This window comes from Streptomyces sp. Je 1-332, assembly GCF_040730185.1.
Lineage (GTDB): Bacteria > Actinomycetota > Actinomycetes > Streptomycetales > Streptomycetaceae > Streptomyces.
On sequence record NZ_CP160402.1, the window covers coordinates 974824 to 999858 of the forward strand.

Annotated in this window: 22 protein-coding genes; 11 read left to right on the forward strand and 11 right to left on the reverse strand. The window is 72.0% G+C overall.

Annotated elements, in window-relative coordinates; genetic code table 11:
- The first annotated feature begins 126 nt into the window (after positions 1-126).
- The 3 genes from ABXJ52_RS04545 to ABXJ52_RS04555 all read left to right on the forward strand — a co-directional run bounded on the left by ABXJ52_RS04545 (position 127) and on the right by ABXJ52_RS04555 (position 4541).
- Entirely contained in the window at positions 127-1515 is a 1389-nt protein-coding gene (locus tag ABXJ52_RS04545) for an NAD(P)/FAD-dependent oxidoreductase (RefSeq protein WP_367039369.1), read from the forward strand.
- Between the two features lie 322 nt (positions 1516-1837).
- On the forward strand, positions 1838-3472 hold the full coding sequence (locus ABXJ52_RS04550; protein ID WP_367039371.1) for a hydantoinase/oxoprolinase family protein: 1635 nt from the start codon (positions 1838-1840) through the stop codon (positions 3470-3472).
- Entirely contained in the window at positions 3465-4541 is a 1077-nt protein-coding gene (locus ABXJ52_RS04555; RefSeq protein WP_367039373.1) for a DUF917 domain-containing protein, read from the forward strand. Before ABXJ52_RS04550 ends, ABXJ52_RS04555 begins: the two co-directional genes overlap by 8 nt.
- Here the strand turns inward: ABXJ52_RS04555 and ABXJ52_RS04560 are convergent.
- From ABXJ52_RS04560 to ABXJ52_RS04580, 5 genes are all read right to left on the reverse strand, one after another.
- A complete protein-coding gene (locus ABXJ52_RS04560) occupies positions 4514-6871 on the reverse strand; it encodes a penicillin acylase family protein (RefSeq protein ID WP_367039375.1) in 2358 nt (785 codons plus the stop codon). The two genes, ABXJ52_RS04555 and ABXJ52_RS04560, sit on opposite strands and share 28 nt — an antisense overlap.
- 10 nt (positions 6872-6881) lie before the next feature.
- Positions 6882-8420 carry a sodium:solute symporter family protein gene (locus ABXJ52_RS04565; protein WP_367039376.1) on the reverse strand — a complete coding sequence of 513 codons (1539 nt, stop codon included), beginning with the start codon at positions 8418-8420 and terminating at the stop codon, positions 6882-6884.
- On the reverse strand, positions 8417-8785 hold the full coding sequence (locus tag ABXJ52_RS04570; protein WP_367039378.1) for a DUF3311 domain-containing protein: 369 nt from the start codon (positions 8783-8785) through the stop codon (positions 8417-8419). The genes ABXJ52_RS04565 and ABXJ52_RS04570 overlap by 4 nt, the downstream gene beginning before the upstream one ends.
- A gap of 178 nt (positions 8786-8963) precedes the next feature.
- Entirely contained in the window at positions 8964-9623 is a 660-nt protein-coding gene (locus ABXJ52_RS04575; protein ID WP_367039380.1) for a MarR family winged helix-turn-helix transcriptional regulator, read from the reverse strand.
- A 37-nt stretch (positions 9624-9660) separates the two neighbouring features.
- A complete protein-coding gene (locus tag ABXJ52_RS04580) occupies positions 9661-11340 on the reverse strand; it encodes an FUSC family protein (protein ID WP_367039382.1) in 1680 nt (559 codons plus the stop codon).
- A gap of 169 nt (positions 11341-11509) precedes the next feature.
- Between ABXJ52_RS04580 and ABXJ52_RS04585 the strand changes: the two genes are divergently transcribed.
- From ABXJ52_RS04585 to ABXJ52_RS04595, 3 genes are all read left to right on the forward strand, one after another.
- Positions 11510-12079, forward strand: a complete 570-nt coding sequence (locus ABXJ52_RS04585) for a DUF5134 domain-containing protein (protein WP_367039383.1) — start codon at positions 11510-11512, stop codon at positions 12077-12079.
- Between the two features lie 128 nt (positions 12080-12207).
- Complete coding sequence (locus ABXJ52_RS04590; protein ID WP_367039385.1) at positions 12208-13143, forward strand: M56 family metallopeptidase; 936 nt, start codon at positions 12208-12210, stop codon at positions 13141-13143.
- 510 nt (positions 13144-13653) lie between these two features.
- Positions 13654-14373 carry a phosphatase PAP2 family protein gene (locus ABXJ52_RS04595; RefSeq protein WP_367039389.1) on the forward strand — a complete coding sequence of 240 codons (720 nt, stop codon included), beginning with the start codon at positions 13654-13656 and terminating at the stop codon, positions 14371-14373.
- Between the two features lie 69 nt (positions 14374-14442).
- Here ABXJ52_RS04595 and ABXJ52_RS04600 read toward each other — a convergent pair whose 3' ends face one another.
- Positions 14443-14688 (reverse strand): DUF2630 family protein, encoded by a 246-nt coding sequence (locus ABXJ52_RS04600; protein ID WP_367039390.1) that lies wholly within the window; start codon positions 14686-14688, stop codon positions 14443-14445.
- 191 nt (positions 14689-14879) lie between these two features.
- On the opposite strand from ABXJ52_RS04600, the gene ABXJ52_RS04605 reads away from it, so the two are divergent.
- Complete coding sequence (locus ABXJ52_RS04605; protein WP_367039392.1) at positions 14880-15572, forward strand: helix-turn-helix domain-containing protein; 693 nt, start codon at positions 14880-14882, stop codon at positions 15570-15572.
- On the opposite strand, the gene ABXJ52_RS04610 is transcribed toward ABXJ52_RS04605, so the two are convergent.
- Complete coding sequence (locus ABXJ52_RS04610) at positions 15560-17062, reverse strand: hypothetical protein (RefSeq protein WP_367039394.1); 1503 nt, start codon at positions 17060-17062, stop codon at positions 15560-15562. The genes ABXJ52_RS04605 and ABXJ52_RS04610 overlap by 13 nt on opposite strands.
- Positions 17063-17240: 178 nt before the next feature.
- Between ABXJ52_RS04610 and ABXJ52_RS04615 the strand changes: the two genes are divergently transcribed.
- Entirely contained in the window at positions 17241-17894 is a 654-nt protein-coding gene (locus tag ABXJ52_RS04615) for a DUF305 domain-containing protein (RefSeq protein ID WP_367039396.1), read from the forward strand.
- Between the two features lie 11 nt (positions 17895-17905).
- Here ABXJ52_RS04615 and ABXJ52_RS04620 read toward each other — a convergent pair whose 3' ends face one another.
- Positions 17906-19168, reverse strand: coding sequence for an MFS transporter (locus tag ABXJ52_RS04620; RefSeq protein WP_367039397.1), 1263 nt, complete (start codon positions 19166-19168; stop codon positions 17906-17908).
- Between the two features lie 144 nt (positions 19169-19312).
- Here ABXJ52_RS04620 and ABXJ52_RS04625 point away from each other — a divergent pair, with 144 nt between their 5' ends.
- A complete protein-coding gene (locus tag ABXJ52_RS04625; protein ID WP_367039399.1) occupies positions 19313-20245 on the forward strand; it encodes a LysR family transcriptional regulator in 933 nt (310 codons plus the stop codon).
- A gap of 22 nt (positions 20246-20267) precedes the next feature.
- Here ABXJ52_RS04625 and ABXJ52_RS04630 read toward each other — a convergent pair whose 3' ends face one another.
- Positions 20268-20555, reverse strand: a complete 288-nt coding sequence (locus ABXJ52_RS04630) for a DUF6214 family protein (protein ID WP_367039401.1) — start codon at positions 20553-20555, stop codon at positions 20268-20270.
- Between the two features lie 298 nt (positions 20556-20853).
- On the opposite strand from ABXJ52_RS04630, the gene ABXJ52_RS04635 reads away from it, so the two are divergent.
- Positions 20854-22203, forward strand: coding sequence for an FAD-dependent oxidoreductase (locus ABXJ52_RS04635; protein ID WP_367039403.1), 1350 nt, complete (start codon positions 20854-20856; stop codon positions 22201-22203).
- A gap of 97 nt (positions 22204-22300) precedes the next feature.
- Here ABXJ52_RS04635 and ABXJ52_RS04640 read toward each other — a convergent pair whose 3' ends face one another.
- On the reverse strand, positions 22301-22678 hold the full coding sequence (locus ABXJ52_RS04640; protein WP_367039405.1) for a helix-turn-helix transcriptional regulator: 378 nt from the start codon (positions 22676-22678) through the stop codon (positions 22301-22303).
- A gap of 160 nt (positions 22679-22838) precedes the next feature.
- Between ABXJ52_RS04640 and ABXJ52_RS04645 the strand changes: the two genes are divergently transcribed.
- Positions 22839-23936, forward strand: coding sequence for an NADH:flavin oxidoreductase/NADH oxidase (locus ABXJ52_RS04645; protein WP_367039407.1), 1098 nt, complete (start codon positions 22839-22841; stop codon positions 23934-23936).
- Between the two features lie 412 nt (positions 23937-24348).
- Here the strand turns inward: ABXJ52_RS04645 and ABXJ52_RS04650 are convergent, their stop codons facing one another.
- Positions 24349-24924: a CGNR zinc finger domain-containing protein gene (locus tag ABXJ52_RS04650; RefSeq protein ID WP_367039409.1), complete on the reverse strand. Its 576-nt coding sequence runs from the start codon at positions 24922-24924 to the stop codon at positions 24349-24351.
- Positions 24925-25035: the final 111 nt, after the last annotated feature.

The window sequence follows — 25035 nt, forward strand, 5'->3', positions numbered from 1 at the left end:
TTCGGGTGCAATCGTCCGGCGGTTCGGGGGTACTCGGGTTCCTCGCCCGGCGCACCCGACGTGCGCGAGGGCGCCCCTCGTCGGAGGATTGACCGGACCCCTCGCCCAACCCTGGAGCGATCTCGTATGCAACGTCCCCGGATTCTGATCATCGGCGGCGGTTTCGCCGGTATGGAGTGCGCGCACAAGCTGGAGCGGACGCTCAAGGCGCAGGACGCCGAACTGCGGCTCATCAGTCCGCAGGACCATCAGCTGTACTTGCCCCTGCTCCCCCATGTCGCGTCGGGGGTGCTGACCCCGCAGTCGGTCGCGGTCCCGCTGCGCCGCATGCTGCGCCGTACGGCGATCGTGCCGGGCGGGGCCATCGGCGTGGACCCGAACGCGAAGGCCGTGATCGTACGCAAGATCAACGGCGAGGAGGTCGTGGAGCGCTACGACTATCTCGTCATGACGCCGGGCAGCGTGACCCGGCAGTTCGACATCCCGGGAGTCGACCGATACGCCGTCGGCGTGAAGACGCTGGCCGAGGCCGCCTGGATCCGCGACCACGTGATCTCGCAGCTCGACCTGGCGGCGGCGAGCTCGGACCGGGCCGAGCGTGAGTCCCGGCTGCAGTTCGTGGTCGTCGGTGGCGGGTACGCGGGGACGGAGACGGCGGCGTATCTGCACCGTCTGACGAGCGCCGCCGTCAAGCGCTACCCGGGGCTCGACCCGTCGCAGATCAAGTGGCACCTGGTCGACGTGGCTCCGAAGCTGATGCCCGAACTGGGCGACCGCCTCGGGGAGAAGGCCCTGGACATCGTGCGCCGTCGTGGCCTCGAGGTGTCGCTCGGCGTGACGGTGGACAAGGTGACCGAGGACACCGTCACCCTCACCGACGGGCGCGAGCTGCCCTGCCGGACACTGATCTGGACAGCGGGCGTCGCGCCGAGCCCGCTCATCGCCACGCTGGGCGCCGAGACGAACAAGGGGCGTCTCGTCGTCACCCCGCAGCTGACGGTGCCGGGCATGGACGGCGTGTTCGCGCTCGGCGACGCGGCGGCCGTCCCCGACCTCGCCAAGGGCGACGACGCGATCTGCCCGCCCACCGCTCAGCACGCGATGCGCCAGGGCTGGGCCGCCGCGAAGAACGTCATCGCCTCTCTGCGGGGCGCGCCCCTGACCGCCTACCGGCACAAGGACATGGGCCTGGTCGTGGACCTCGGCGGCATCCAGGCCGTGTCGAAGCCGCTGGGTGTGCAGTTGTCCGGCCTGCCCGCTCAGGTCGTCGCGCGCGGCTACCACCTGGGGGCGCTGCGCACCGTCACCGCGCGCTTCCGCACGGCCGCGAACTGGGGGCTCAACGCGCTCGCCGGCGACGACTACGTACGCACCGGGTTCCAATCCCAACGCCCGGCCACGCTCGCCGACTTCGAGAAGACGGACGTCTATCTCTCGCCGGAGGAGATCCACGCGCGGATGACGTCGGAGGTGGCGGGGCGTTCGATGGCCCCGGAGAAGCCACTGTTCCCGTAAGCGCTCGAAGAGTTCACGCGAAGGCCGGTTCTCGCTGCCTGCGAGGACCGGCCTTCGTGCGTCCTGAGCCCGCACGGGCCGGCGGCGACCGCCAGTGGTGGGGTAGGCGCCGCCGCGATGAGCCGAGATCCTTGCTGTGATGGCGAAAGGGCCGATATTCAGGGCTCCGGAGCGCCTCGGCCCTCGTCCGAAGGCCGATGCCGCCGTCAGATGACCCGGAGACGCCCCGGAATCCGCCGTCTCACCGCCTGGTTGATCGCGACGCGCGCCACGTCCGTACTACGCATCACCCGCCCCTCGCCACACGAAGGACTCCACCACCATGCGTATCGGCATCGACGTCGGTGGGACCAACACCGACGCCGCCCTCCTCGGGCACGACGACCGCGTGCTCGCGGCCACCAAGTCACCGACCACCCCCGACATCACCTCCGGCGTCACCGCGGCGATCCAGGCCCTCGCACCGCCCGTCGAATCCATCACCGCGGTGATGATCGGCACCACGCACTTCCTCAACGCGCTCGTCGAGGGCGACCGGCTCACTCCCGTGGCCGCCGTACGCCTCGGTCTGCCCGCCACCGCCGCCCTGCCGCCCATGGCGGACTGGCCGGCGCGGCAGCGGGCGGCTCTCGGCGGCCACGGCTATCTCTGCCACGGCGGCCGGGAGTTCGACGGACGGCCCCTGTCACCACTCGACCCGGACGAGCTGCGGCGGACGGCGGCCGACATCCACGCGCGCGGTCTCACCTCCGTCGCCGTGTCGTCGGTGTTCTCGCCGGTCGCGGAGGTCGACGAGTGGCGCGCCGCCGAGATCCTGCGGCGGGAACTGGGCGAGGGCGTGCACTTCTCGCTCTCGCACGATCTCGGGCGGGTCGGGCTGCTCGCGCGCGAGAACGCCACGATCATCAACGCGTCGCTGCGGGACCTCGCGACGGTCATCGTCGAGTCGTTCGGCAAGGCGCTGGCCGAGATGTCGATCACGGCGCCGTTCTTCCTCTCGCAGAACGACGGAACGCTGATGGACGTGGACTTCGCGCGCGCCTACCCCGTCGCGACGTTCGCTTCGGGGCCGACCAACTCGATGCGGGGCGCGGCCCTCCTCTCCGGGCTCGGCGACTGCGCGGTCGTCGACGTGGGCGGCACCACGGCCGACATCGGGGTCCTCACCGGGGGGTTTCCGCGCGAGACGGCGGGCGAGAGCGAGGCCGCCGGGATCCGCACCAACTTCCGTATTCCTGACGTCCTTTCGCTCGGCATCGGGGGCGGGTCCCTGGTGTCGCGTGACGGTGAGACGGGGCCCCGGTCGGTGGGCTACCGGCTCACGGAGGAAGCGCTCGTGTTCGGCGGCACGCGGCTCACGGCGACGGACCTCGCGGTGGCCGCGGGGCGCGCGGACATCGGGGACGGTTCTCATGTCGCCCATCTGGGGCGCGAGTTCACCCGGCGGGCTCTGGACCGTGTCGCCGAGCGGATCGCCGACGGCGTCGACCGGATGCGGACGTCGGCGGCGGCGCTGCCAGTGGTCGCCGTGGGGGGCGGTTCCGTCCTCGTGCCGCAGGTGCTGCCCGGCTTCGCCGATGTCCGCAGGCCCGGCCACTTCGACGTGGCCAACGCGGTGGGCGCGGCGATCGCGCAGGTCGGCGGCGAGGTCGACCGGGTCTTCCGCGTCCCCGAAGGGCACCGGGACACGGTGCTCGCCGGGGCCCGCGAGGAGGCCGTCGGGCGTGCGCTGGACGCCGGGGCGCGGCCCGGCAGCGTACGCGTCGTCGACATCGAGGAGGTGCCGCTCGCCTATCTGCCCGGCGGCGCCACGCGCATCCGCGTCAAGGCCGTCGGCGATCTGGACCTGGGGCGTCTGGACGAGGTCACGGTGTCGGGCGCGGGGCGCGAGGCCACCGTGCCCGGCGTCGGGCGCAAGGCCACCGCTGCCGGCGTCGGGGCGGCCTCCCGTGCGTGAGATCACCCTCGACAACCTCGACGACATCGCCCGGGGCGCCGGCATCCTCGGCACGGGCGGGGGCGGCGACCCCTACATCGGCAAGCTGCTCGCCCGCGAGGCGATCCGCGCGCACGGTCCGGTGCGGGTCGCCCGCATCGACGAGGTCGACGCCGAGGCGACGGTGGTCCCCATCTCCGGCATGGGCGCGCCCACCGTCCTTTTGGAGCGGGTGCCGAGCGGGCGCGAGAACCTGGCGGCGCTGCGTGCCCTGGAGCGCCACTTGGGGCGCCGGGCCACGCATCTCACGCCGCTGGAGGTCGGCGGGGTCAACTCGATGCTGCCGATCGCGTGCGCCGCGCAGACCGGGCTGCCGCTCGTGGACGGGGACGCGATGGGGCGGGCCTTCCCCGAGGCGCAGATGGTGCTGCCCGGTCTCGCCGGGATCAGCAACTCGCCGATGGCGCTGGCGGACGACAAGGGCAACACCGTCGTCGTCGAGGCCGTCGACAATCACGCGGCCGAGCGGATCGCCCGTGCGGTGTGCGTGGAACTCGGCTGCCAGATCAGCTGCGCCGACACGGTGCTGCGGGGCGATCAACTCGCCGACGGTCTCGTCCCCGCGACGCTGACGCTCGCCGGACGGCTCGGCGCGGTGGTACGCGAGGCGCGCGCCGCGCACGGCGATCCGGTGGCGGCTGCGCGGGCGATGCTGCACGGAGTCCCCCTCCTGACGGGCAAGGTGACCGACGTGAGCCGCCGCACGGAGGGGGGCTTCGCGCGCGGTCACGCCCGCGTCGAGGGGACGCGGGGCGAGGCGGGCCGCGTGCTCGAACTGGGCTTCCAGAACGAGCACTTGATGGCCACGCGTGACGGGGCGCCGGTGGCTACCACGCCCGACCTGATCTGTGTCCTGGACAGCGAGACCGGTGACCCGGTGACCACGGAGGGCCTGCGTTACGGCCTGCGTGTCAGCGTCTTCACCGCCCGCTGCGATCCGCGCTGGACCACTCCGGCCGGCCTCGCGCTGACCGGCCCCCGTTGCTTCGGGTACGAAGTGGACTATCTGCCCTTCGGGTCGGCGGCCTGAGCCGTCGCGGCGGGCGGCCGCAGCGTGATGGTCCGCCGCGTGTGCTTCTCCACCGCCTCGCGCGAGTAGAGCAGCGGGAAGGAGTCGTCGGCGGCCCAGCTCGCGAACAGGTCGTCGTAGTGCGGGCTGCCCGGAACGCCGGACTGCCCCGGTGAGTTCATCGCCACGGAGTCGTCCCAGGAGCCGACGTCCACGACGATCCGGAAGGTGGCCCCCGCGGTCTGCCCGAACCCGGCCCCGTAGGCGGCGGCGCCGACGGTGTCCCCGCTGCCGCCGCGCGGAACGGGCCCCACGGATGCCCACTCCGGTGCGGGCCCGTCGAGCAGGGCGACGATGGGATGGTGCGGGTGGGCGTGATGGAGGCCGCCCCACGACCAGGTGTCCGGATCGTCCCCCAGGAGCACGGTGAGTTCGTCGACGGCCGCGGAGAGCGTGCCGAGCAGCAGTTCGGGATCCGGGTCACGGCCGAGGAGCTCCAGATCGACGCGGGGATCCGCAGCGGCATCCTCAACGGGCAGAACCCGCGCCAGCGCCCGTTCCCGCTGCTCCTCGCCCACGATCCCGTCAAGGGCCCGCGCCAGGAGTGCGGGCCGCAGATGCCGCCGGTACCACGCCTCGAAGAGGGCGGCACCGGGCGAGTCGACGGTGAGCCGGGCGTCCCATTCGCGAAGGATCGCGAGAGCGGCGGGGAGACGGTCCCCGGAGGGCGTCGCGGCCGGGGGCGGGGTATCTGCGTCCGCCGACTCCGCGAGCAGTCGCTGTATCCGCCGAGCCGGCAGGCTCACGTAATCCGTCTGTAGTCGTACGCAGTCCTCGACCGTCCACGCCGCGTGCGCGTCCAGTTCCTCCGTGATGCGGTCGTGGCGGGTCGGTGCGTACCAGTCGTACGTCACCGTCTTCTCCGCATTCGGGTACCTCGCCGGCAGGTTGAGTTGGTTGGCCGTGGCGAGCCAGCCCTCGGCCGGGTCGCGGGCCGAGGGCAGTTCCTCGACGTCCAGGAAACCGTCCCATTCGTAGCGGCCGTCGCCCGGTACCGGGAGCGTGCCGTCCCAGCCGGGGCGGACGGGGACCCGTCCCGCGGGGCGCCAGCCGATCGTGCCGTCGGGAGCGGCGTAGACCTGGTTCTCGCCGGGCGCTCCCCAGCGGCGCATCGCCGCCACGAACGCGTCGGGGGTCGCGGCCCGCATGTAGTCCATGCTGCCGAGGTAGGGGGCCATACCGGGGCCGAGCCAGGCCGCGCGGACCGCGAACGCGGCGTTGCGTTCGGGGAGTTCGCGGATCACCGGGCCGTGGCGGGTGAACCACAGGTCGGCCCTGACCGCGTCACCGTCGCGCACCGGGATCGACTCCGCTACGCGTGTCATCGGCTCCCAGCGGTCCTCGTACCAGTACTCGTGCGGGTTCGCCGGGTTGGTGCGGTAGACGTACAGGTCCTCCTGGTCGATCGGGAAGATCGTCAGGCCGAAGGCGACGTGGCCGTTGTGGCCGATGGAGATGCCGGGCAGGGCAGGTTCGCCCGCTCCGATGGCATCGATGCCGGGCGCCGAGAGGTGCGCGAGGTAGCGCAGGGCGGGCAGGGCGATCCCGCGGTGCGGGTCGTTGGCCAGGAGGGGGCGCCCGGTGGCGGTGCGGGACGGGGCGATGACCCAGTTGTTGGAGCCGTCGAGGCCCTGGCGGGGCGCCGCTTCCGCGGCCCACGGGGGCATGGTGGCCATCTCGTACACGCGCAGGACGTCGGCGGGGATGACGGACAGATCGAGGCCCTCGGGGACGCGCAGTTCGTGCGGGGCGGGCTCGCGTCGGCGGCGCAGCTCCTCCGCCTCGGGGCCGTGGTCGCGCAGGGTGAGCGCTCGGGTGACTTCGTCGCGGAGGTTGTACTGGAGGCCGTGGCTGCGGATGCGGGCCACGTCGGACGGCTGCCAGTAGGCGGGCTCATAGCCCAAGAGGGCGAATTCGGGCGGGAGTTGCGTCGTGTCCGTGCGGCACATCGACACGTAGGCGTTGATGCCGGCGACGAAGGATGTCGTCACCCGCTCCGTGTCGTCGCCGTACGCCCGCCACTCCTCGCCCATGTCGCCGCGGTAGAGGAACAGCCGTGCCGCGCGGTCGTGTTCGGCGTACCGCTCCCCCAGCACCTCGGCGAGCAGACCGAGTCCGCGGCGCCGCCACAGGTCGAGCTGGAAGAGGCGGTCGCGGGCCGCGTTGAAGCCCTGGGCCAGGAAGAGGTCGTCCTGGGACGCGGCGTACAGATGCGGGACGCCCCACTGATCGATCCGGATCTCCACGGGATCGTCGAGCCCCGGCACCTCGAAACTGTCACTGTCCGGCATCGGGGCTCCTTCAGGGCTTCGCGGTGGTTTCCGCCGAACTCTCTTCCGGCGCGGCCGGGTTGGCGGCGGGTGCCCCGGCCGGCCCGGGACCCGGCGCGATCCGGACGACCGCGAGCAGTACGACGAGGTTGGCCGCGAGGGCGATGATGCCACCGTTCACCCCGTGGTACGGGTCGTTGTCGGTGGCCCACAGCGCGGTCATCACCACGAGCCCGGTGAGCATCCCGGCGACGGCGGCCCGAGCGGTCAACCGCCGCCAGTACAGGGCCAGGAGCACGACAGGCACCAGCTGCGCCAGACCCTCGTACGACAGGACGGAGAGCTCAACGAGGGTGTTGGGGTAGAAGAGGCTGCCGCCGAGGGCGATCAGGCCGGCGATGACGCAGACCAGTTGGGAGAGCCGCTTGGCCCGCATGTCGTTCGCGTCCCCGGCCTTGCCCGGCGGGCGGCGGCGCGCTCGCGGGTCGGCGCCGTTGCCGCCGCCGAGTACCGTGCGCCCCCACAGCGTGCCGATGGAGAGCATGAAGACGCTCATCGGCACGATCGCCGAGAGCGCGCCCGCGACGCCGATGAGCGCGACGACGGGTGAGGGCAGCGAGTCGGTGACGAGGCTGAAGAGCGCCAGGTCGGGGTTGCCCAGGGTCGGCATCACGAACAGGGCCGTCGCGCCGACCACCATCGGTACGAACAGGAGGAGTTGGTACCAGGGCAGGAGCAGCGCGTTGCGGCGCAGCGCGTTCGGGCTCTTCGCGCTGAGGTAGCCCGCGACGGTGGTCGGGAAGATGGTGATCGTCACGGCGTTGAGCACCACGGTGCTCAGGAACCACATGGCGTCGCGCCCGCCGGACTCGTGCCCGGGGAAGGTCAGCCACTCGGGCTTCTCGGTCACCATGCGCCGCATGAAGTCGCCGAGGCCGCCGAGGTAGTGCATCGGGATGTACACGGCGAGGAACACGACGGCGACGATCACCAGCATGTCCTTGAGCGCGCTGACCCACGCCGAACCGCGCAGCCCGGACACGAGGATGAACACCTCGGCCACGACGAAGGAGATGACGGCGGCCACCTTCAGATCGACACTGCCGTACGTCATCGCGTTCACGACGACGCCCATGCCCTGAATCTGCACCTGGATGTAGGGGACGATGAAGACCGTCGCGACGACGGCGACGACAATCCCCACCGGCCGTGAGCGGAACCGGAATTCGGCGATGTCCGCGATGGAGATGAGGTTGTGCCGACTCGCGTACGTCCACAGGGCGGGCCCGACGACGTACGCGACGGCGAAACCGACGGTCAGGTAGGCGACGAGGTAGAGGATCGGCGCCCCGAAGGAGTACGACCAGCCCGCGGTGCCGAGGAACGAGAAGCTCGTGTACGTCTCGCCGGCCATGAGCAGCCAGATGAACAGGACGCCGAGTCCGCGGCTGGAGACGGACCACTCGGCGAGGCCCTTGGACCGGCCGCGGGCGCTCCACAGGCCGATCCCGATGGTGGCGGCCATGGCGAGCGCGAAGATGGTGGTGGCGACGGCTGCTGAGCCGTTCATCGGCGGCCTCCTTCGGTGTCGGTCCCTGTGCCGGTGCCGGTGCCGGTGCCGCTGACGAGGTCGTCGCCCGGAAGCGGTTCGACGGCGCCCGCGCGGTAGGCCGGGTCGAGCCGGGCGGCGAGCCAGATGACCAGCGGACTGACCACCGTGGCGGCGATGACCCAGGCCAGGAGGAAGGGGACGCCCAGGACGCGGGGCTCGATGCGGTTGGCTACGAACGGGGCGGCGCCGTAAAGCAGGACGGGGACGAGAAGCAGCCAGAGGGAGGGGCGGGCCACGCCGCGGAGGGTGGGGAGGCCGTCGAGGGGCGAGGCCGCGGGATCGGGCGGACCCTGCTCGCCGCCGGCTTCGGCTGTGGGGGGCATACGGAGGCTCCTTGGGGAGGGGCGAACGGAGGGGCGGGGAGCGTCACACCGTGGGTTCGTGACGGCCGTCGGCCGCGGTCCAGCCCCGGCGAGTTCGTCGTCAACGGGGGTAACAGGAGACGGAACCGCCAACGGGGGTGACAGGAGACGGAACCGTCAACGGGGGTGACAGGAACCGTCAGGGAAGAGTGTCCTCACCCCCGGCACCCCGGCGAGACCCCCCGAACCCCGGCGACAGCCCGAGCCGGCCCTCCAGCTGGCCCAGCAAATCCCCCAGCAGCGCGCTGAGTTGGCCCTGGCCGTCCTCGTCGAGCCCCGCGAGGACCACGGTCTCGTAGGCGAGTTGGTCGGGCAGGATCGAGTCGACCAAGTCGCGGCCGGCGTCGGTCAGGCCGACATGCGAGACACGGCGGTCACGGGTGTCCACGCGCCGGTCGACCAGATCCCGCTCCTGGAGCTGCTTGAGGCGCTTGGTGACAGCCGCGCCCGAGGAGAAGGTCTCGCGGGCCAGTTCGCCCGGGGTCAGTTCGTGACCGGTGCGGCGCAGCGCCCCGAGCAGATCGAACTCGGGCCGGGTCAGGCCGACCCGGCGCAACGGCGCGTCCTCGGCCTGCTGCAGAAGGGCCGCGCACCGGTTGATACGACCGATGACCTCCATCGGCCCGGTGTCGATGTCCGGCCGCACGGCCTGCCACTGCCGCACGACGGCGGCGACGGTGTCGCGGGGGGCATATGCCGCGCCGGAGCCTGCCGCGGAGCTGCCCGCCGGGGGCGCGTCGGTGTCCTTCGCGCGGGGCGCGGCTCTGCTCGACGTGGGGCCGTCGGTGTGGTTCCTCATGTGCTCCTGTCCTCGCCCCTTCTCGTCGCCCGGCTCGTCACGCCCGTACGCGTTCGCCGTGCTCCAGGCCTCGTACCGTCGCCGCGAGCGTACGGTGTCCGGCCTGCTCGGCGGCCAGCACCCGCTGCTCCGGCAGGGCGCGCTGCCACCATTCGCCCGCCGCCGCGTCATGGGCGGTGCGCAGGTCGACGAGCGCGGCCGTCAGGCCGCGGCGCGCCGGGCGCAGGGTGCCGGGGGTGGGGAGCGGGGCCGCCAGGGCCTGTTCGGCGTGGGCGCGGGCCCGGTCCGTGGCGTCGATGGCCAGCTCGATGTGGTCGGCGGCGCGCCGGTTGGTGACGGCGATCGCCGCGACGACGCCGAGCAGCGCGCCGACGAACGTGTCCACGACCCGGTCGAGCATGAGCTCTCCGGGCTGCTGGAACCGTGCGAACTCGGTGACGAGGAGCGCCATCGGCGTGACGCACACACTGCCCAGCCAGTAGTTGCGGCCGATCAGCGCCTCCGCCCCGAAGGCGAGCGCCAGGCAGCAGAAGATCAGCGCGGCGTGGCTGAGGTGGGCCAGCGGGGCGATCGCGGCAAAGGCGAGTACTCCGACGAGGTTGCCGACGACGCGTTGCACTCCTCTGTTCCAGGTGAGCGTGACATTGGCCTGGTAGAGGGACGCCGCCGTGACGAGGGCCCAGTAGGGGCGGCCGACGCCGAGGGCCAACGACGCGTATCCCGCGAGCGCGCAGCCGACCGCCGTGCGCAGCGCGATGGGCAGCAGGGGTGATCCGGGGCCGAGGCGCCGCCACAGGGAGGCCCTGTCCGACTGCGCAGCCGCCAACTCCGCTTCCACTCCGAGGAGTTCATCGTCCGCGGCACTTCGTATGCCGCCGGGGCGCGGCACCGCTCCTGTGCCGCGCAGACCGTCCGCCCAGGAACGCAGCAGCGCGGGGTCCGCGGCGGACGGCGCCGCCAGGGCTTCCTCGGCGCGGATGACCAGGCGCTCCAGGGCGCGGCGCGCCGCGGTGCGGGCACCGGCGGCGAGCAGTGACTGCCAGGCCGCGTGGACGGCCGCCGCCGCAGCGGGGCGGGCGCGCTCACGGCCGGGGCCCGCGGCCTCGACGTACGCGGCCGTCGCCCGCAGGGCCCGCGCGGTGGCCCGGCGTTCGGGGCCGTGCGGGCGCACCAGGGCGGGGGCCATGCCGACCAGCCAGGCCACGGCGCCCGCGCCGAGCGTCAGGGCGAGGTGGCCGGGGACCTGTTCGATGGCCTGCGGCGCGAACAGCGTGGCGGAGCTGATGAACGTGAAGATGAGGTGGCCCGGCGGGCCGATGCGGGTGGCGTCGCAGAGCGTCTTCTGCGCGGCGGCGAGCAGCGCTCCGACCGCCACGAGCACCGCCGCCGACGAGGTGAGCGAGGCGGCGACCATGGCGATGCCGACGCCGGCGAGCATGCCAAGGACAACCCCGGCCAGGGCGCGGCCCCGCGCGGCGTACGGGAGGTTGTGGGTGTAGAGGGCGCAGAACGATCCGGCCATCGTGTACATGACGAGGTCGAGGCGACCGAGCGCGAGGAGCGTCAGATTCGGTATCGCGGTGGCGACGACCACGCTCGACGCGGGCTTGAACCAGATGTCGGACGGCTTGCCCGGACGCAGCACACCGGCGAGCGGGAGGCGACGGGCGCGGGAGGGGCCGGAGGGGCGGGGCGAAGGGGGTGGCGCACTGCTCATACCCAGAACCTTAGCAAGTGTTTTACTCGCGAATGATTTACCTCGGAAGTCTCTTGCGTCACCCCGCATCCGCCCCCTCCGCGCTCCCCGCGTACACCCATGCGCTCGCGTACGACTCACCGCGGAAGGGCATCGACCCCAGGGACACCGTCGATCGGGGAGGTGCGCGGTGCACGGACCGGCGCAGGCCGGCTGGCTGCTCGTCGCGCTGTGCGCGGCGACCGGGGCCTACTGTCTGCTGCGGATGCGCAGCAGGATCGAGGCACAGCGCCACACCGCCGGCAGTGAGGCACTCATGGGGTTCGGAATGGCCCTGATGGCCCTGCCCGCGGCCGTGATCGCCCCGCCCCGGTGGGCCTGGCTGGGGTACGCGGTCGTGTTCGGCGCGGCAGCACTCCGCGCGCTCTGGGCGGCCCGGCACAACCGGCACCACCTTCATCACCTGGTCGGCGCGTGCGCCATGGTCTACATGGCGGCGGCCATGGCCGCGACGCCCACCGCGCACGCGGGTCACGGGGGCGGGGGCGCCCCGGCACTCACCGGGGCACTGCTGCTCTACTTCGCCGGGTACGTGCTGTGGTCGGGCGCCCGCCTGCTGCCCGTCCCGACGCTCGCGGCGGCGGAAGGCGGGGGCGGTGGCGCCGGCGCGGTCATGGGGTGGGGTGACCGTACCGAACTGGCGATGGCGTGCCGCCTGTCCATGGGGATCGCCATGATCGCGATGCTGCTGACGCTGTAGTCCGCCGCGGAACCCTGGGGGAGAGCCTGGCGGCCGTAAGGGGTGATACCCCGCGAACAGCCGTGGCGTGCGTCACTTGAGGCGATAGGCCATACCCTCCGACAGCGTCGCCCTCATAGTCTTGACGCATGTTGCTCCCCGTTGCGCTGTTGCTGCTGGGCGCCCTCACCGCCGTCGTCGCTCCGCGCCTCCTCGCACGCGCCGACTGGCCGGAGCGTGAACCGGTGGTCGCGCTGTGGGCGTGGCAGTGCGTCGTGGCGGGTGTGCTCATGTGCTGCGCCCTGTCGATGACCCTGAGCGCCGCCGCCGCGTGGCAGGCGGTGCGCGGCCACGTCTTCGCGCCCGCCCCGCACGATGTCGTCGAGGCGTACGCGCTCGGTGCGGGCGGCTCCTGGGCTCCTGCGACGGCCGTGGCGCTGGCCCTCGGCGGGGTGTGGACCGCGGCGATGCTGACCCGGGAGATCGCCCGGGCTCGGTCGAGGCGGCGCAAGGGGCGCGCCGAACTCCTGCTGCGCGCACCGCTGTTGCCCGGCGAGGAACCCGGCGCCGACCGTCTCGTCGTCCTGGAGGGTGAGCGGCCCGACGCCTGGTGGCTGCCGGGGGCGGCGCCCCAACTGGTCATCACCACCGCTGCTTTGCGGCGCCTGAAGGGCCGTCAGCTGGATGCGGTGCTCGCCCATGAGCAAGGGCACGCGCAGGCACGGCACGACTGGCTCCTGCACTGCTCGGGCGCGCTGGCCACGGGGTTCCCGCAGGTGCCTGTCTTCGCCGCGTTCCGGGACGAGATGCACCGCCTGGTCGAGCTGGCCGCCGACGACGTGGCCTCGCGGCGCTTCGGGCGGCTCACGATCGCCCTGGCGCTGATCGAGCTCAACGAGGACCGCGGCGTGTTCGGCCCCTGTCCGACACCGCAGGCCCACGTGCCGCAGCGGGTGCACCGCCTGCTCTCCGCGCGCCCCCGCCTCACCGCGGGCCGGCGACTGCGCCTGACGGCCGCCGCGGCACTGGTCCCGGTGGTCCCGCTCCTGGTGACGTTCGTGCCGGGGTTGCACGCACTGGGGTAACGGCGTGCCGCCACCGGGGGCCGCGCACTACCGGCCCGGGCTGTGGCTGCCGGGCTGCCGGGCTGCCGGGCTGCCGCACCCTGGTACACCGCCTACCACCAGGGGTCCGGCGCACCGCCGCACCGCCGCCCCTCAAACCGAGGCTCCCGGGGCTGCACACACCGAGGTTGACCGCCCGCCGCCGGAGGCGCCAGCACGCTACCGGCCCGGACGGGCACCGCCAGGCCGCCCCCGCACCGGGGCACACCGCCCGCCACCAGAGGCCAGTACGTAACCGCCCCTCAAAACTCGCCTGCCTTAGCTGTGCATAACGGGGTACACCGCCTACCACCAGAATCCGGTGCACCACCACCCCGCAAACCAAGGCCCCGGAGCCGCAAACACCGGGGCAAACCCACCTACCACCGGAGGCCGACGCGCTGACAGCCCGGACCGAGGCTGCCGAGGCTCGCCCCGCGGGACCGCACCCCGGGATGGCCTCCGGCACCATCCATCAACGAGGATTTCCCCATGCACCCCGCCGCACCGCTCGATTCGCCGCCCGGCCCGCCCCCCGCGCCCCGACCGCGAAGGCCCCGCGCCCCGCTCGTCGCCGGGCTCCTGTGCGTCCCCGCGCTCCTGCTGATCATCCTGGTCGAGCTGGAGTGGGGCCCGCTCGGCACCGTCGACGGCGACATCGCGCGCACCACGCACCGCTGGGCCGTCGCGAACGACGGCCTCACCCACGCGAGCCGCATCCTGACCGACTGGGTGTGGGACCCGTGGACGATGCGCGCCTTGATCACCACGGCCGTGGTGTGGCTCGCCTTCCGCGGGGCGCACTGGCTCGCTCTGTGGCTCGCGGTCACCTGCGCGGTGGGCACGGTGGTTCAACAGGGCCTCAAGGCGGCGGTCGACAAGCCGCGCCCGACGTGGCCGGACCCGGTGGACTCCGCCCACTTCGCGGCGTTCCCCTCGGGGCACGCCATGACGGCGACGGTGGTCTGCGGTCTGATCCTGTGGCTGCTGCGCGTGTACGGCGTCGGCCCCGCCGCGTGGCGCACGGCCGTCGCACTCGCCGCGGTCTCCGTCGTCGGGGTCGGCGTGACCCGCATCTGGAACGGCGTGCACTGGCCCTCGGACGTCGTCGGCGGCTGGCTCCTCGGCGCGCTGATGGTGGCCCTCGCGATCGCCACGTACGCGTACCGCCCAGGCACTCGCCCAGGCACCCACCCGACCGAAACGCCCTGACGAAGCCGGGCCCGCAACCGCTCCCTGCCACTCCGAGCCGACCCGCCGCCCGCCGCCCAGAGGCGGGAGCTATGACCGGTAGTTCTCGACCTCGGCGGCCGGCCGCACCCGTGCCTCGTCCGGGTTCTCGCCGAACTCCGCCTTCGCGCGCCGCTGGCGCAGCAGGTCCCAGCACTGGTCGAGTTCACGCTCGAGCACGCCGAGCCTCGCACGCTCCGTCGCCTCGTCGATCGCGCCCGACGCCAGTGATTCCCGCAGCGTCCGCTCGTCGTCGACCATCGACGCGATCCGGGACAGAATCTGCTCTTGATCCATCTCAGTACGCCTCCTCGGCCCCCCGGCCCACTGTAAGGACGGTTCGGCCGATCGGCACCTGTGAGCAGGCAACACTCCCCCGCGGTGTTGCCTGCCCCAGGCCGTACGAACCACGAGTCGACCACTGTGGGTCTCGGTCCGTGCCACGCTGAGTATACTGGCTGCGAGCCAGTCAACGCAGGAGTTACAGGATGTCCCCGCGTAGCGCATCGGTCAATGAAGAGTTGCGAAGGCGGTCCAGGGAACGACTCCTGCAGGCCACGGTCGAGCTGGTGAGCGAACGCGGTTATGAGGCGACGACACTGGGCGACATCGCGGACCGCGCGGGCTCGGCCCGCGGCCTGGTGTCGTACTACTTCCCCGGCAAGCGTCAGCTCCTGCAGTCCGCGGTGCACCGCCTGATGCACCGCACGCTCCAGTCGGCACTCGAACGCGAGCCGCGGACCACGGACGGGGACGAGCTCCTGGCCCGTGCCATCGACGCGATCCTCGGCCTGGCCAGTGACCAGCCCCTCCTCATGCGCACGCACATGGCGGGGATCCTGCAGGCCGACGGGTTCGTGCGCTGCCCCGAGCAGCAGCACCTCGCCGAACTGCTCCGTGACACCGTCGTACTCCATGGGTCCCCCGACGTGGACACCGACTATCCGCTGCTGCGCGCGCTGCTGATGGGCGCCGTCTTCGCGGTGCTGCTTCCGGGGGCGCCGATGCCCGCGGGCGCGCTGCGGGCCGAGCTGTTCCAGCGGTACGGGCTCGCGTGGGAGCTCGGGGTCCCGCCGGGCGATGAGCCGCCCGGCGGGACCCATGCGCGGGTGGCCGATCAGGCCGCGCAGGAGACGCGGTCCGGCCGGCGATCCACGGAGCGGTCCACTCAGTCGAAGTAGTCCGGCTGGGTCTGGACGTTGAGCTCACGGACGCGCACCCGCTCGGCGGGATCCGTCCGCTTGTCGTCGATCTTCAGGACGTCGAAGCCCTTGGCGATGTCGTTCGAGTAGACGTAACCGTTGTAGTAGTACGCCGACCAGGAGCCGCCGGTCTGGATCGCGTCGGTGCTGAGGGGACCGCGCTCGAAGTAGCCGATCTCCTTCGGCTTCGAGGAGTTGGTGAAGTCCCAGACGGAGACGCCGCCCTGGTACCACGCCTGGACCATCAGGTCCTTGCCCTTCACCGGGATCAGCGAGCCGTTGTGGGCCACGCAGTTCTCGGTCGTGGCCTGGTGGCGCGGGATCTTGTAGTAGCTCTTGAAGACGAGCCTGCGGTGGTCGCCCTTGCCCTTGATGTCGTAGATGCCGTTGGCGCCGCGCTCCGGGCCCGTGGCCTCGTCGCAGGTGGCGGCGCCACCGCCGCCCAGCTCGTCGGTGAAGACGACCTTGTCGGCCTTCTGGTTGAAGGTCGCCGAGTGCCAGAACGCGAAGTTCTTGTTGTCCTGGACCTGATCGATGACCTTGGGCTTCTCGGGGTTCTTGATGGAGAAGAGGATGCCGTCGCCCATGCAGGCGCCCGCCGCGAGGTCCTTGGAGGGCAGCACGGTGATGTCGTGGCAGCCGGTGGTCTTGGAGACGCCGGGGTTGGTGGGCCCGCCCGGGTTGCCGCCGCCGTCAGGGCCCTCGCCGGGGAAGAGCACGGGGAAGTCGACGACCGCCGCCTTGTGCGGGGCCTTGCGCGGCACCTTGATGATGGAGATGCCGTCGTGCGGGGGCTGGCAGTCGGGGAACGTGGCGCTCGGCGAGTACGAGGAGACGTACACGTAGACGTTCCGCTTCTCCGGCACCAGGGTGTGCGTGTGCGAGCCGCAGGCGGTCTCGACGGCGGAGACGTACCGCGGGTTCCGCTTGTCGCTGATGTCGAAGACCTTCATGCCCTCCCAGGAGGACTTCTCGGTCGCGGGCTGCGTGGTGCTGTTGCAGGAGCTGTCGCTGCGCGAGGAGTCGGTGGAGAGGAAGAGCAGGTTCCCGGAGACCGAGATGTCGTTCTGCGAGCCGGGGCACAGGACTTGGGAGACGGTCCGCGGCTTCTTCGGGTTGCTGATATCGAAGATACGGAAGCCGTCGTAGTTGCCCGCGAAGGCGTACTTCCCCTGGAACGCGAGGTCGGAGTTGGTTCCCGGCAGTGCGTCCTTGGGGATGTTGGCGAGATGCTTGATGTTCTTCGAGTGCACGATCTCGTCGGGCGCGGGTATCTCGCCGCTCTTGATGGCCGCCCTGGCGTCGGCGGCGTCGCTCTTCGACACGCTCTTGGGCGCGGCCGGCGAGTCGCCCGGGTCGGGCGTCGCTCCGGCGGGCGCCGCGCTGAACAGCGCGGCGATCAGACCGAGCGCGGCCGCGCCGACGCCGAAGCGTCTGCGCCGTGTTCGGGGGTTGTTCAACAGGATCACTGCGTCCTCCCTAGTCGCCGTTCGTAGTTGAACGGTTCACGGACACCCCGCAGTATCGTGCTCATCATGCACAGATCAACAGATGGGCAACGCATCTGTAATGAAAGTTTTTGATCACCGACGCACGTAAGCGTGCTAGGACGGTCCCCAACTCCCCCGCGCGCCACAGGAGGCAGCCGTGCACCACCGCCGTACGCCCGCCGTCACCGTGTTCCTCACTGCCGCCGTTCTGGCGCTCGGCGCCTGCGACTCAGGAGGGTCCGACGCCGGTTCCGAGCCGGGGAAGAAGGCGGCCCCCGGCCCCTCCGTCATCGCTCCCGGCAAGCCGGGCGAGAGTGCCGAGACGATGTCCGCCGAGGACGCGGCCAAGCAGAGAACCGACGACGACGCCCCCAACTCGGCGGACTTCACCTACGCGCAGATGATGATCACGCACCACGCCCAGGCCCTGAAGATGACCGAACTCGCCCCGAAACGAGCCGACTCCAAGAAGGTCAAGCGTCTGGCCGACCGCATCTCGGCGGCGCAGCGCCCCGAAATAGGCGCCATGAAGGGCTGGTTGAAGAAACACGGCGGCCCGAAGAAGCAGCCCGGTCACGACCACGGGACGATGCCGGGCATGGCCACCGATGGCCAGTTGAAGCAGCTGCGCGCGGCGAAGGGCAAGACGTTCGACGAGCTCTTCCTGAAGCTGATGATCACGCACCACAACGGCGCGGTCACGATGGCCACGGACGTGCTCTCCGACGGCAACAACATCCAGGTCGAGGAGATGGCCAACGACGTGATCGCCCAGCAGACGACGGAGATCGGCCGGATGCGCGAGATGTGAGGCACGGTGCGTCAGCTGTGACTCCGGGCCGCGGCGTCCCGCTCGTCGCGCGGCTCGAGGTCGCGGCGCGGCAGCAGCAGCGGGGTGGCGAGGATGAGGACCCCGGCGACCCCGATGGCGGTGCGCGGCCCTGTGAGGCCGGCCAGCAGGCCCCACAGAGCGGTCATGGCCGCGATGGAGAGCTTGCTGGTGACCGACCACGCGGACAGGGTGCGGGCGACGCGGTCGGCCGGCGTGTGGTCGAGCCGGTAGGTGGCGAACACCGGGTTGAACACGCCGGAGCACGTGATCAGGCCGAACTCGACGACGATGACGAGTACGAGCCCGGCGGCACCGGGGCCGATGAAGGCGAGCCAGAGCAGCCAGCAGGCCCGCAGCGTCCCGGCGGTGCGCAGGACGCGCAGCCGTCCGAACCGCTCGACCAGCGGCCAGGCGAGCCGCGAGCCGATCAGGCCGCCGACGCAGGGCGCGGCGAAGGCAAGGCCGTACTGCCAGGGCGCGAAGCCGAGCTCGCCGACCATGAGGACGATCAGCAGGGGTGACGTCGCCATGATCAGGCCGTTGTTCAAGACCGTGTTGAAGAACAGCGGGCGCAGCGCCGGGCCCGCCAGGATGTAGCGCCACCCGTCGAGCAGGTCGCCCGCCCGGAAGCGGGGGGTGGGCACGGGGCGCACGGGGTGCGGCTCCTTGCCGCCGATCGCGCGGACCCCCAGGGCCGAGAGCAGATAACTGACCGCGTCGGCGACCACCGTCAGTACCGGACCGAAGAGCCCGATCGCGGCCCCGCCCAGCGGCGGCCCGAGCACCAGCGCGGTCCAACTCGTGGACTCCAGACGGCCGTTCGCAACGAGGAGCTGGTCCGGCCGTACGAGCGCCTTGAGGCAGGCGCCGCTCGCCGCACCGAAGGCGATGTCGGCCGCCCCGACCACCACCGCCACGGCCAGGAGCTGGCCGAAGCCGAGCAGCCCGAGCGCGAACGCGGCGGGGACGCTGAGCAGCGCCGCGCACCGGACCAGGTCCATGGCGATCATCACCGACCGCTTGCGGCGGAACTCCACCCACGGTCCGAGCGGCACCGCCACCCCCGCGCCCACGGCGAACCCCGCCGCCGCGAGGGCCGACACCTCCGTTGGACCGGCGTCCAGGGCCAGGATCGCGATGAGCGGGAACGCGTCGAACGCGAGCCGCGTACCGAACACGCTGACCGTGTACGCCGCCCACAACCATCCGAACTGCCGCCCGAGGGACCGCCCCGTCTCCGTGCCCGGTGCCACTGCCACCCCTCGCCGTCGCTCGAACAACCTCACCTTGACCTGCGGCATCCAAACGGGCGACGGGTCCGGGGGTCAAACAACCGCTGCGCGCGGCCGGCCACAACCGCGGGTTGTATCGCTGCTCGCGCTCCTAGGATGAGGGGCGTGGATCTTCCAGCCGTGCGCACCTTCGTCGCCGTCGCGGACGCCGGTCAGTTCCAGGCGGCCGCCGCCGCGCTCGCGGTGACCCAACAGGCCGTCTCCAAGCGGGTCGCCGGGCTGGAGAAGGCCCTCGGGGTGCGGTTGTTCACCCGGACCGCGCGCGGGGCACGGCTGACCGTCGACGGGCAGGCGTTCCTGCCCCACGCCCGTGACCTCCTGCGGGCCGAGGAGCGGGCGGCCGCTTCGGTGCGGCCCGGCCGCCGCGCGCTGCGCGTCGACGTAATCGGGCGGCGGCTTGCGCCCGCGGGGCTGCTGAGCGGCTTCCACCGGGAGCACCCCGGCACCGAGCTCGACGTCGTGACGCTCTTCGACGCCGAGGCGGCCCTGACCGCCGTCCGCTCGGGCACGATCGACGCGTCCTTCCGTGCGCTCACCCTGCCCGAGCGGCGGTTGCCCGAGGGCATCGAGGCCGTCCGGGTGTACGACGAGCCCGTGCAGCTCCTCGCCGGGCCTGCCCACGAGTTCGCCGGCGCCCGCGCAGTGGCCCCGGCGCAGCTGGCCGGGCACAGGATCTGGATGCCCGGCCTCGTCGCCGGTACCGAGTGGGCCGCGTACTACGAGGCGCTCGCCGCGGCGTTCGGGATCAGCATCGAGGCGACCGGGCCCGACTTCGGCACCGAGCCGCTCCTGGACACGCTCGCCGGATCCCCGACGCTCGCGACGTTCGTCGGCGAACAGACCCGCCTCATCTGGCCCGCGGACGACGACCTGCGGCGTATCGCGGTGCGCGGGCCGACGCCGGTCTATCCGCACTCGCTGATCTGGCGCCGGGACAACCCGCATCCCGCACTGACCGCTCTGCGCGACCATCTGGCCGCCGCGCGATCCGGCGACCGGGGCGACGCCGGGACGTGGACTCCCGCGTGGGCGTGGTGAGCGGCGCGGCGGGCAAGGGCGGCTAGCGGCGGTTGTGGCGGGCCGGCAGCGCGCCGGCGTCCCGGGCGGCCGCGATGAGTCTGAGGGACCTGCGGCGGCTGCGGCCGGTCGCCTGCATCACCGCGAGCACGGGATCACGCCCGTCGGCCTGGGCCGCGCGGTACTCCTGCGCCGCCATCAGCCGCCCTTGTCGTCCGCGGGGCCAGGACGGGCGGGCGCGTCGTACGGGTGGCGGGTCCTGGGGGAAGCTGTCGCCCGGTTCCCGGCCCTTGGCGTGCAGGCCCTCCAGGGTGATCCGTCCCTCCGTCACGACGGCCCGCGCGTCGACGGCGACTCCGTCACCGAAGGTCAGGCGTACATGAAACGAGGGCGGCCAAGGAGCATGCGGTCGATAGTGGTCAGAAACGCCGAGAAAGGGGCTTTCTAGCACAATAAGAAGGTAGCCGTGCGATCGCATCAGGTCACGAACGGCACGCGGGGTCCGCGCGCGGGCCGACCCCGGAGCGAGGCGCCCGGAGGAACGCGCCCCTCACGGCGTCTCCCCCTTCACGCACAGGGGTGCGATGCTGAAGTCATCCTCGAGGCCGCCTCGCGGAAGGAGCACCGCCGTGCTGCAGGTCGCCGTCGTCGGATCGGGCCCGAGCGGGGTCTACACCGCACAGTCCCTCGTCCAGCAGGATCTCGTGCCCGGGGTGCGCGTCGACGTCATCGACCGGCTCCCCTGCCCGTACGGGCTCGTCCGTTACGGTGTCGCGCCCGACCACGAGAAGATCAAGTCCCTCCAGAAAAACCTGCGTACGGTCCTCGAACACGACCGCGTCCGCTTCCTCGGCGGCATCGAGATCGGCCCCGGGGGTCTCCCCACCGCGCGGCTGCTCGACCTCTACCACGCGGTGGTCTACTGCGTGGGCGCGGCGGCGGACCGCAAGCTGGGCGTGCCGGGCGAGGACCTGCCGGGGAGTCATTCGGCCACGGAGTTCGTGTCCTGGTACAGCGCGCACCCGGACGCGACGGCCGACGGGTTCATCGAGGGCGTGGAGTCCGCCGTGGTCATCGGCGTCGGGAACGTGGCGGTGGACGTCGCCCGGATGCTGGCGCGCGGCGTGGCCGAACTGCGGCCCACCGACATGCCGCAGCCCGCGCTCGGCGTGCTCGCCGGGAGCCGGGTGCGCGAGGTCCACATGGTGGGGCGGCGCGGTCCCTCACAGGCGCGCTTCACCACCAAGGAGCTGCGCGAGCTCGGCTCGCTCCCGGACACCGAAGTGATCGTGGATCCCGCGGAGTTGGCGCTCGATCCCGCGTACGCCGACCCCTCAGGACTGCCCGCGGTGGGCCGCCGCAATATCGAGGTGATGCGCGGCTGGGCCGAGCGCCCCGCGCGGAACCTGCCGCGCAGCATCCGGCTCCGGTTCTTCCTGCGACCGGTGGCCGTGACGGAGGCCGCGGGGCGCGTCGGCGGGGTGCGGTTCGAGCGGACGCTGCCGGACGGCCTCGGCGGGGTGACAGGCAGCGGGCGGTACGAGGACATCGCGGGGCAGCTGGTGCTGCGCTCGGTCGGTTACCGCGGGGTGCCCATCGACGGGCTGCCCTTCGACGCCGGGCTCGGCACGGTGCCGCATGCGGCGGGGCGGGTGCAGCGGGAGGGCGCCGCGTCCCCGGGCGAGTATGTGGCGGGCTGGATCAAGCGGGGGCCGACGGGCGTGATCGGGACCAACCGCCCGTGCGCCAAGGAGACGGTGCTCTCCCTCCTCGCGGATGCCCCGGCCCTCGTACGGAAAGGGGTGCCCGAGGATCCGCTGCTCGCGCTGCGCGAGGCAGGCCTGCGCCCCGTCGAGTGGCAGGGCTGGCAGGCGATCGAGCGGGCGGAGGCGGAGTTGGGCGCGGGGCTCGGCCGTGGGCCGGTGAAGATCCCGGACTGGGCGGGACTGCTGGGCGCTGCGCGGGGCGGTGAGCGGTGAGCGGTGAGCGGGGAGCGGGGTGGGATTTTGACCGCGGGCCGGTGGGGGCTGATCGCGCCCACGCGGCGGAGCCGTATATGTCACAGCCCCGCGCCCCTTACGGGGCCGCCTTACGGGGCCCAGTGCGCTGCGCCTGATGGGCGGCTGCGGCGAGGATGGAGTCCAGCAACCCCGGGAACAGTGCGTCCAGGTCCTCCCGGCGTAGCCCGTTCAGCTTTGCCGTTCCTCGGTAGATCTGCTGGATCACGCCGCTTTCGCGCAGCACCCTGAAGTGGTGGGTGCTCGTGGACTTCGTGACGGGCAGGTCGATCTGCGAGCAGGAGAGTCCGTCGAGGCCGGGCTCGCACCCGGCGAGCTGCCGCACGACCCGCAGGCGCATCGGGTCCGACAGCGCGTGCAGCACACCCTCGAGGCGGATCTCCGCACGCGTCGGATGGTCGAGCGCGCGGCTGCTGAGGGGTGCGGCGGTCGTCATGACGGCTCCACTTCGTCCGGGCTTCGCGTCGGGGCTCGCATCGGGGCTTCACGTCTTCTCGAAGGCTCCATAGTACGAGAGTCATCGTAGTTTGACATCCGCCGTACTACGAGGTCTATCGTGCGAGCCGTACCGAAGCCGATGACGAATGGAGTCCGCCGTGAGCGCGCTCTTCGAGCCCTACACCTTCCGATCGCTGACCGTCGCCAACCGCGTGTGGATGGCCCCGATGTGCCAGTACTCGGCCGAGGTGTTCGGACCGAACGCGGGTGTGGCGAACGACTGGCACTTCGCCCACTACGCGGCGCGCGCCACCGGCGGCACCGGCCTGATCCTCGTCGAGGCGACGGCCGTGAGCCCCGAGGGCCGCATCAGCCCCGCGGACCTCGGGATATGGAACGACACGCAGGTCGAGGCCCTTCGCCGCATCACCGGCTTCCTGAAGACGCAGGGCACCACCCCGGGCATCCAGCTCGCCCACGCGGGCCGCAAAGCGTCCACCGACCGTCCCTGGAAGGGTGGCGGACCCGTCGGCGCGGAGGACCACGGCTGGCAGCCGGTCGCGCCCAGTGCGCTGCCCTTCGACGAGGGCCACCACGTTCCGCACGAACTCACCACGGAGGAGATCCACGACGTCGTCGGTCAGTTCGCCGACGCGGCCCGGCGCGCGCTGGACGCCGGTTTCCAGGTGGTCGAGATCCACGGCGCCCACGGCTACCTCATCGGCGAGTTCCTCTCGCCGTTCTCCAACCACCGCACGGACGAGTACGGCGGCTCCTTCGAGAACCGCTCCCGCCTCGCCCTGGAGGTCGTCGACGCCGTGCGCGCCGTCTGGCCCGAGGAGTTGCCCCTCTTCTTCCGGATCTCCGCGACCGACTGGCTGACGGAGAACCCCGAGGACGACCGGGAAGGCTGGACGGCCGACGACACCGTGCGGTTCGCGAAGGAGCTGCACTCCCACGGCGTGGACCTCCTGGACGTCTCCACCGGAGGCAACGCCCCGAGGGCGCGCATCCAGGCGGGCCCCGGCTACCAGGTCCCGTTCGCGGCGCGCGTGAAGGCCGAGACCTCGCTCCCCGTGGCGGCCGTCGGCCTGATCACCGACCCCGGACAGGCCGAGAAGATCCTCGCCAACGGTGAGGCGGACGCCGTGCTCCTGGGCCGCGAACTCCTGCGCAACCCGTCGTGGGCGCGCCACGCGGCCCAGGACCTGGGCGGCGATGTCGCCACGCCCCAGCAGTACCACCGGATGGTCTGAGCCTCACTGCGTGGCGCTGTCGCGATGTGTCATGGAGGCCGAGGAACGCACCTGCGCGGCAGGTGATGACTCCTGCGACATCTGATGCCGCCTCGCGGGAACTGGCTCTCCGGGAGTGGGCAATCGGCCTGTCCCGAGAGCGGTTTCCGCATCATCGTGGACGTTCCGGGCCATGCGCCCGGCACGGGTCACCGTCACGGTTATGGCGCCCGTACCGGGTGCCGACGTGAGGAGTTCCGCCACGCACGGTCACCGGGGTGGCGAGCGCGGCATGACGCCGGTGACGGTGACGGCTCCGGCAGGCGATGCCTCCCGGGGCCGTCACCGTCCCCCCTTCGCTCCCCCACGATAGGAAGCCTTGCCCAGAAAGTTGGGGCGCGGTACTTCGCCGAACCCGGAGTCTCGGGGTCTCCTACCTCGCCGACCGTGGCGTCTCGTGCTTGTGGGCGAGGAAGCGCGCTTTCTTCTCACGGTTCCCGCACGTGTTCATCTCGCACCATCTGCGGGTGCGACTGCGGCTGGTGTCGAAGAAGGCGGCTCGGCAGGTGGGCGACGCGCACAGGGCCAGCCGCCCGTCCCGTTCGCCTGTGATGACGCCGATCGCGTCGGCGGCGATGACGCCCAGGGCGTCCTCCACGGCGGAAGCCGAGCCCAGTCTCCATCGCCGGTCCCCCGCGGGCGTCAGGACAGCCACTGCCCGGCCTTGCGTGCTGCGGTCGTTGATGACCTCGACGGCAGACACCGGGAGGGGGTCCTGGAGCGCGGCCGCCGTCGCGGCGGCGTGGATCGATTCCCTCAGCTCCCGGGCGCGTTCGAGCTGGGCGGTGGTGCAGGAGTCCACGGCGAGGCCGTTCACCGCCAGCCAGTCGACGAGCCGGCTCGGCACGGGAATGCGCTCCACGGCGTCGCCACAACGCTCCGTCAGGGTCGCCGTGAAGCTGGTCGCCAGCACCTTGCCGAGACGGAAGTCGGGGAACCGGGAAGTCATGGAACCACCTTAGCCGGTTGCACGCCGACATCGAGGCCTGCTAGAACCGTCTTAGCCGGTTCCACGATGGCCAGGAGGTCTCCATGCACCGCCCCACCAGCGACGAGCGAG

Bases quoted from the DNA above. Each gene is read 5' to 3' on its own strand.
- ABXJ52_RS04600 (WP_367039390.1), bottom strand. From the start codon at position 14,688: ATGGATCAAGAGCAGATTCTGTCCCGGATCGCGTCGATGGTCGACGAC.
- ABXJ52_RS04590 (WP_367039385.1), top strand. From the start codon at position 12,208: ATGTTGCTCCCCGTTGCGCTGTTGCTGCTGGGCGCCCTCACCGCCGTC.
- ABXJ52_RS04550 (WP_367039371.1), top strand. From the start codon at position 1,838: ATGCGTATCGGCATCGACGTCGGTGGGACCAACACCGACGCCGCCCTC.
- ABXJ52_RS04565 (WP_367039376.1), bottom strand. From the start codon at position 8,420: ATGAACGGCTCAGCAGCCGTCGCCACCACCATCTTCGCGCTCGCCATG.
- ABXJ52_RS04560 (WP_367039375.1), bottom strand. From the start codon at position 6,871: ATGCCGGACAGTGACAGTTTCGAGGTGCCGGGGCTCGACGATCCCGTG.
- ABXJ52_RS04580 (WP_367039382.1), bottom strand. From the start codon at position 11,340: ATGAGCAGTGCGCCACCCCCTTCGCCCCGCCCCTCCGGCCCCTCCCGC.
- ABXJ52_RS04545 (WP_367039369.1), top strand. From the start codon at position 127: ATGCAACGTCCCCGGATTCTGATCATCGGCGGCGGTTTCGCCGGTATG.
- ABXJ52_RS04640 (WP_367039405.1), bottom strand. From the start codon at position 22,678: ATGACGACCGCCGCACCCCTCAGCAGCCGCGCGCTCGACCATCCGACG.
- ABXJ52_RS04605 (WP_367039392.1), top strand. From the start codon at position 14,880: ATGTCCCCGCGTAGCGCATCGGTCAATGAAGAGTTGCGAAGGCGGTCC.
- ABXJ52_RS04650 (WP_367039409.1), bottom strand. From the start codon at position 24,924: ATGACTTCCCGGTTCCCCGACTTCCGTCTCGGCAAGGTGCTGGCGACC.
- ABXJ52_RS04575 (WP_367039380.1), bottom strand. From the start codon at position 9,623: ATGAGGAACCACACCGACGGCCCCACGTCGAGCAGAGCCGCGCCCCGC.
- ABXJ52_RS04570 (WP_367039378.1), bottom strand. From the start codon at position 8,785: ATGCCCCCCACAGCCGAAGCCGGCGGCGAGCAGGGTCCGCCCGATCCC.
- ABXJ52_RS04595 (WP_367039389.1), top strand. From the start codon at position 13,654: ATGCACCCCGCCGCACCGCTCGATTCGCCGCCCGGCCCGCCCCCCGCG.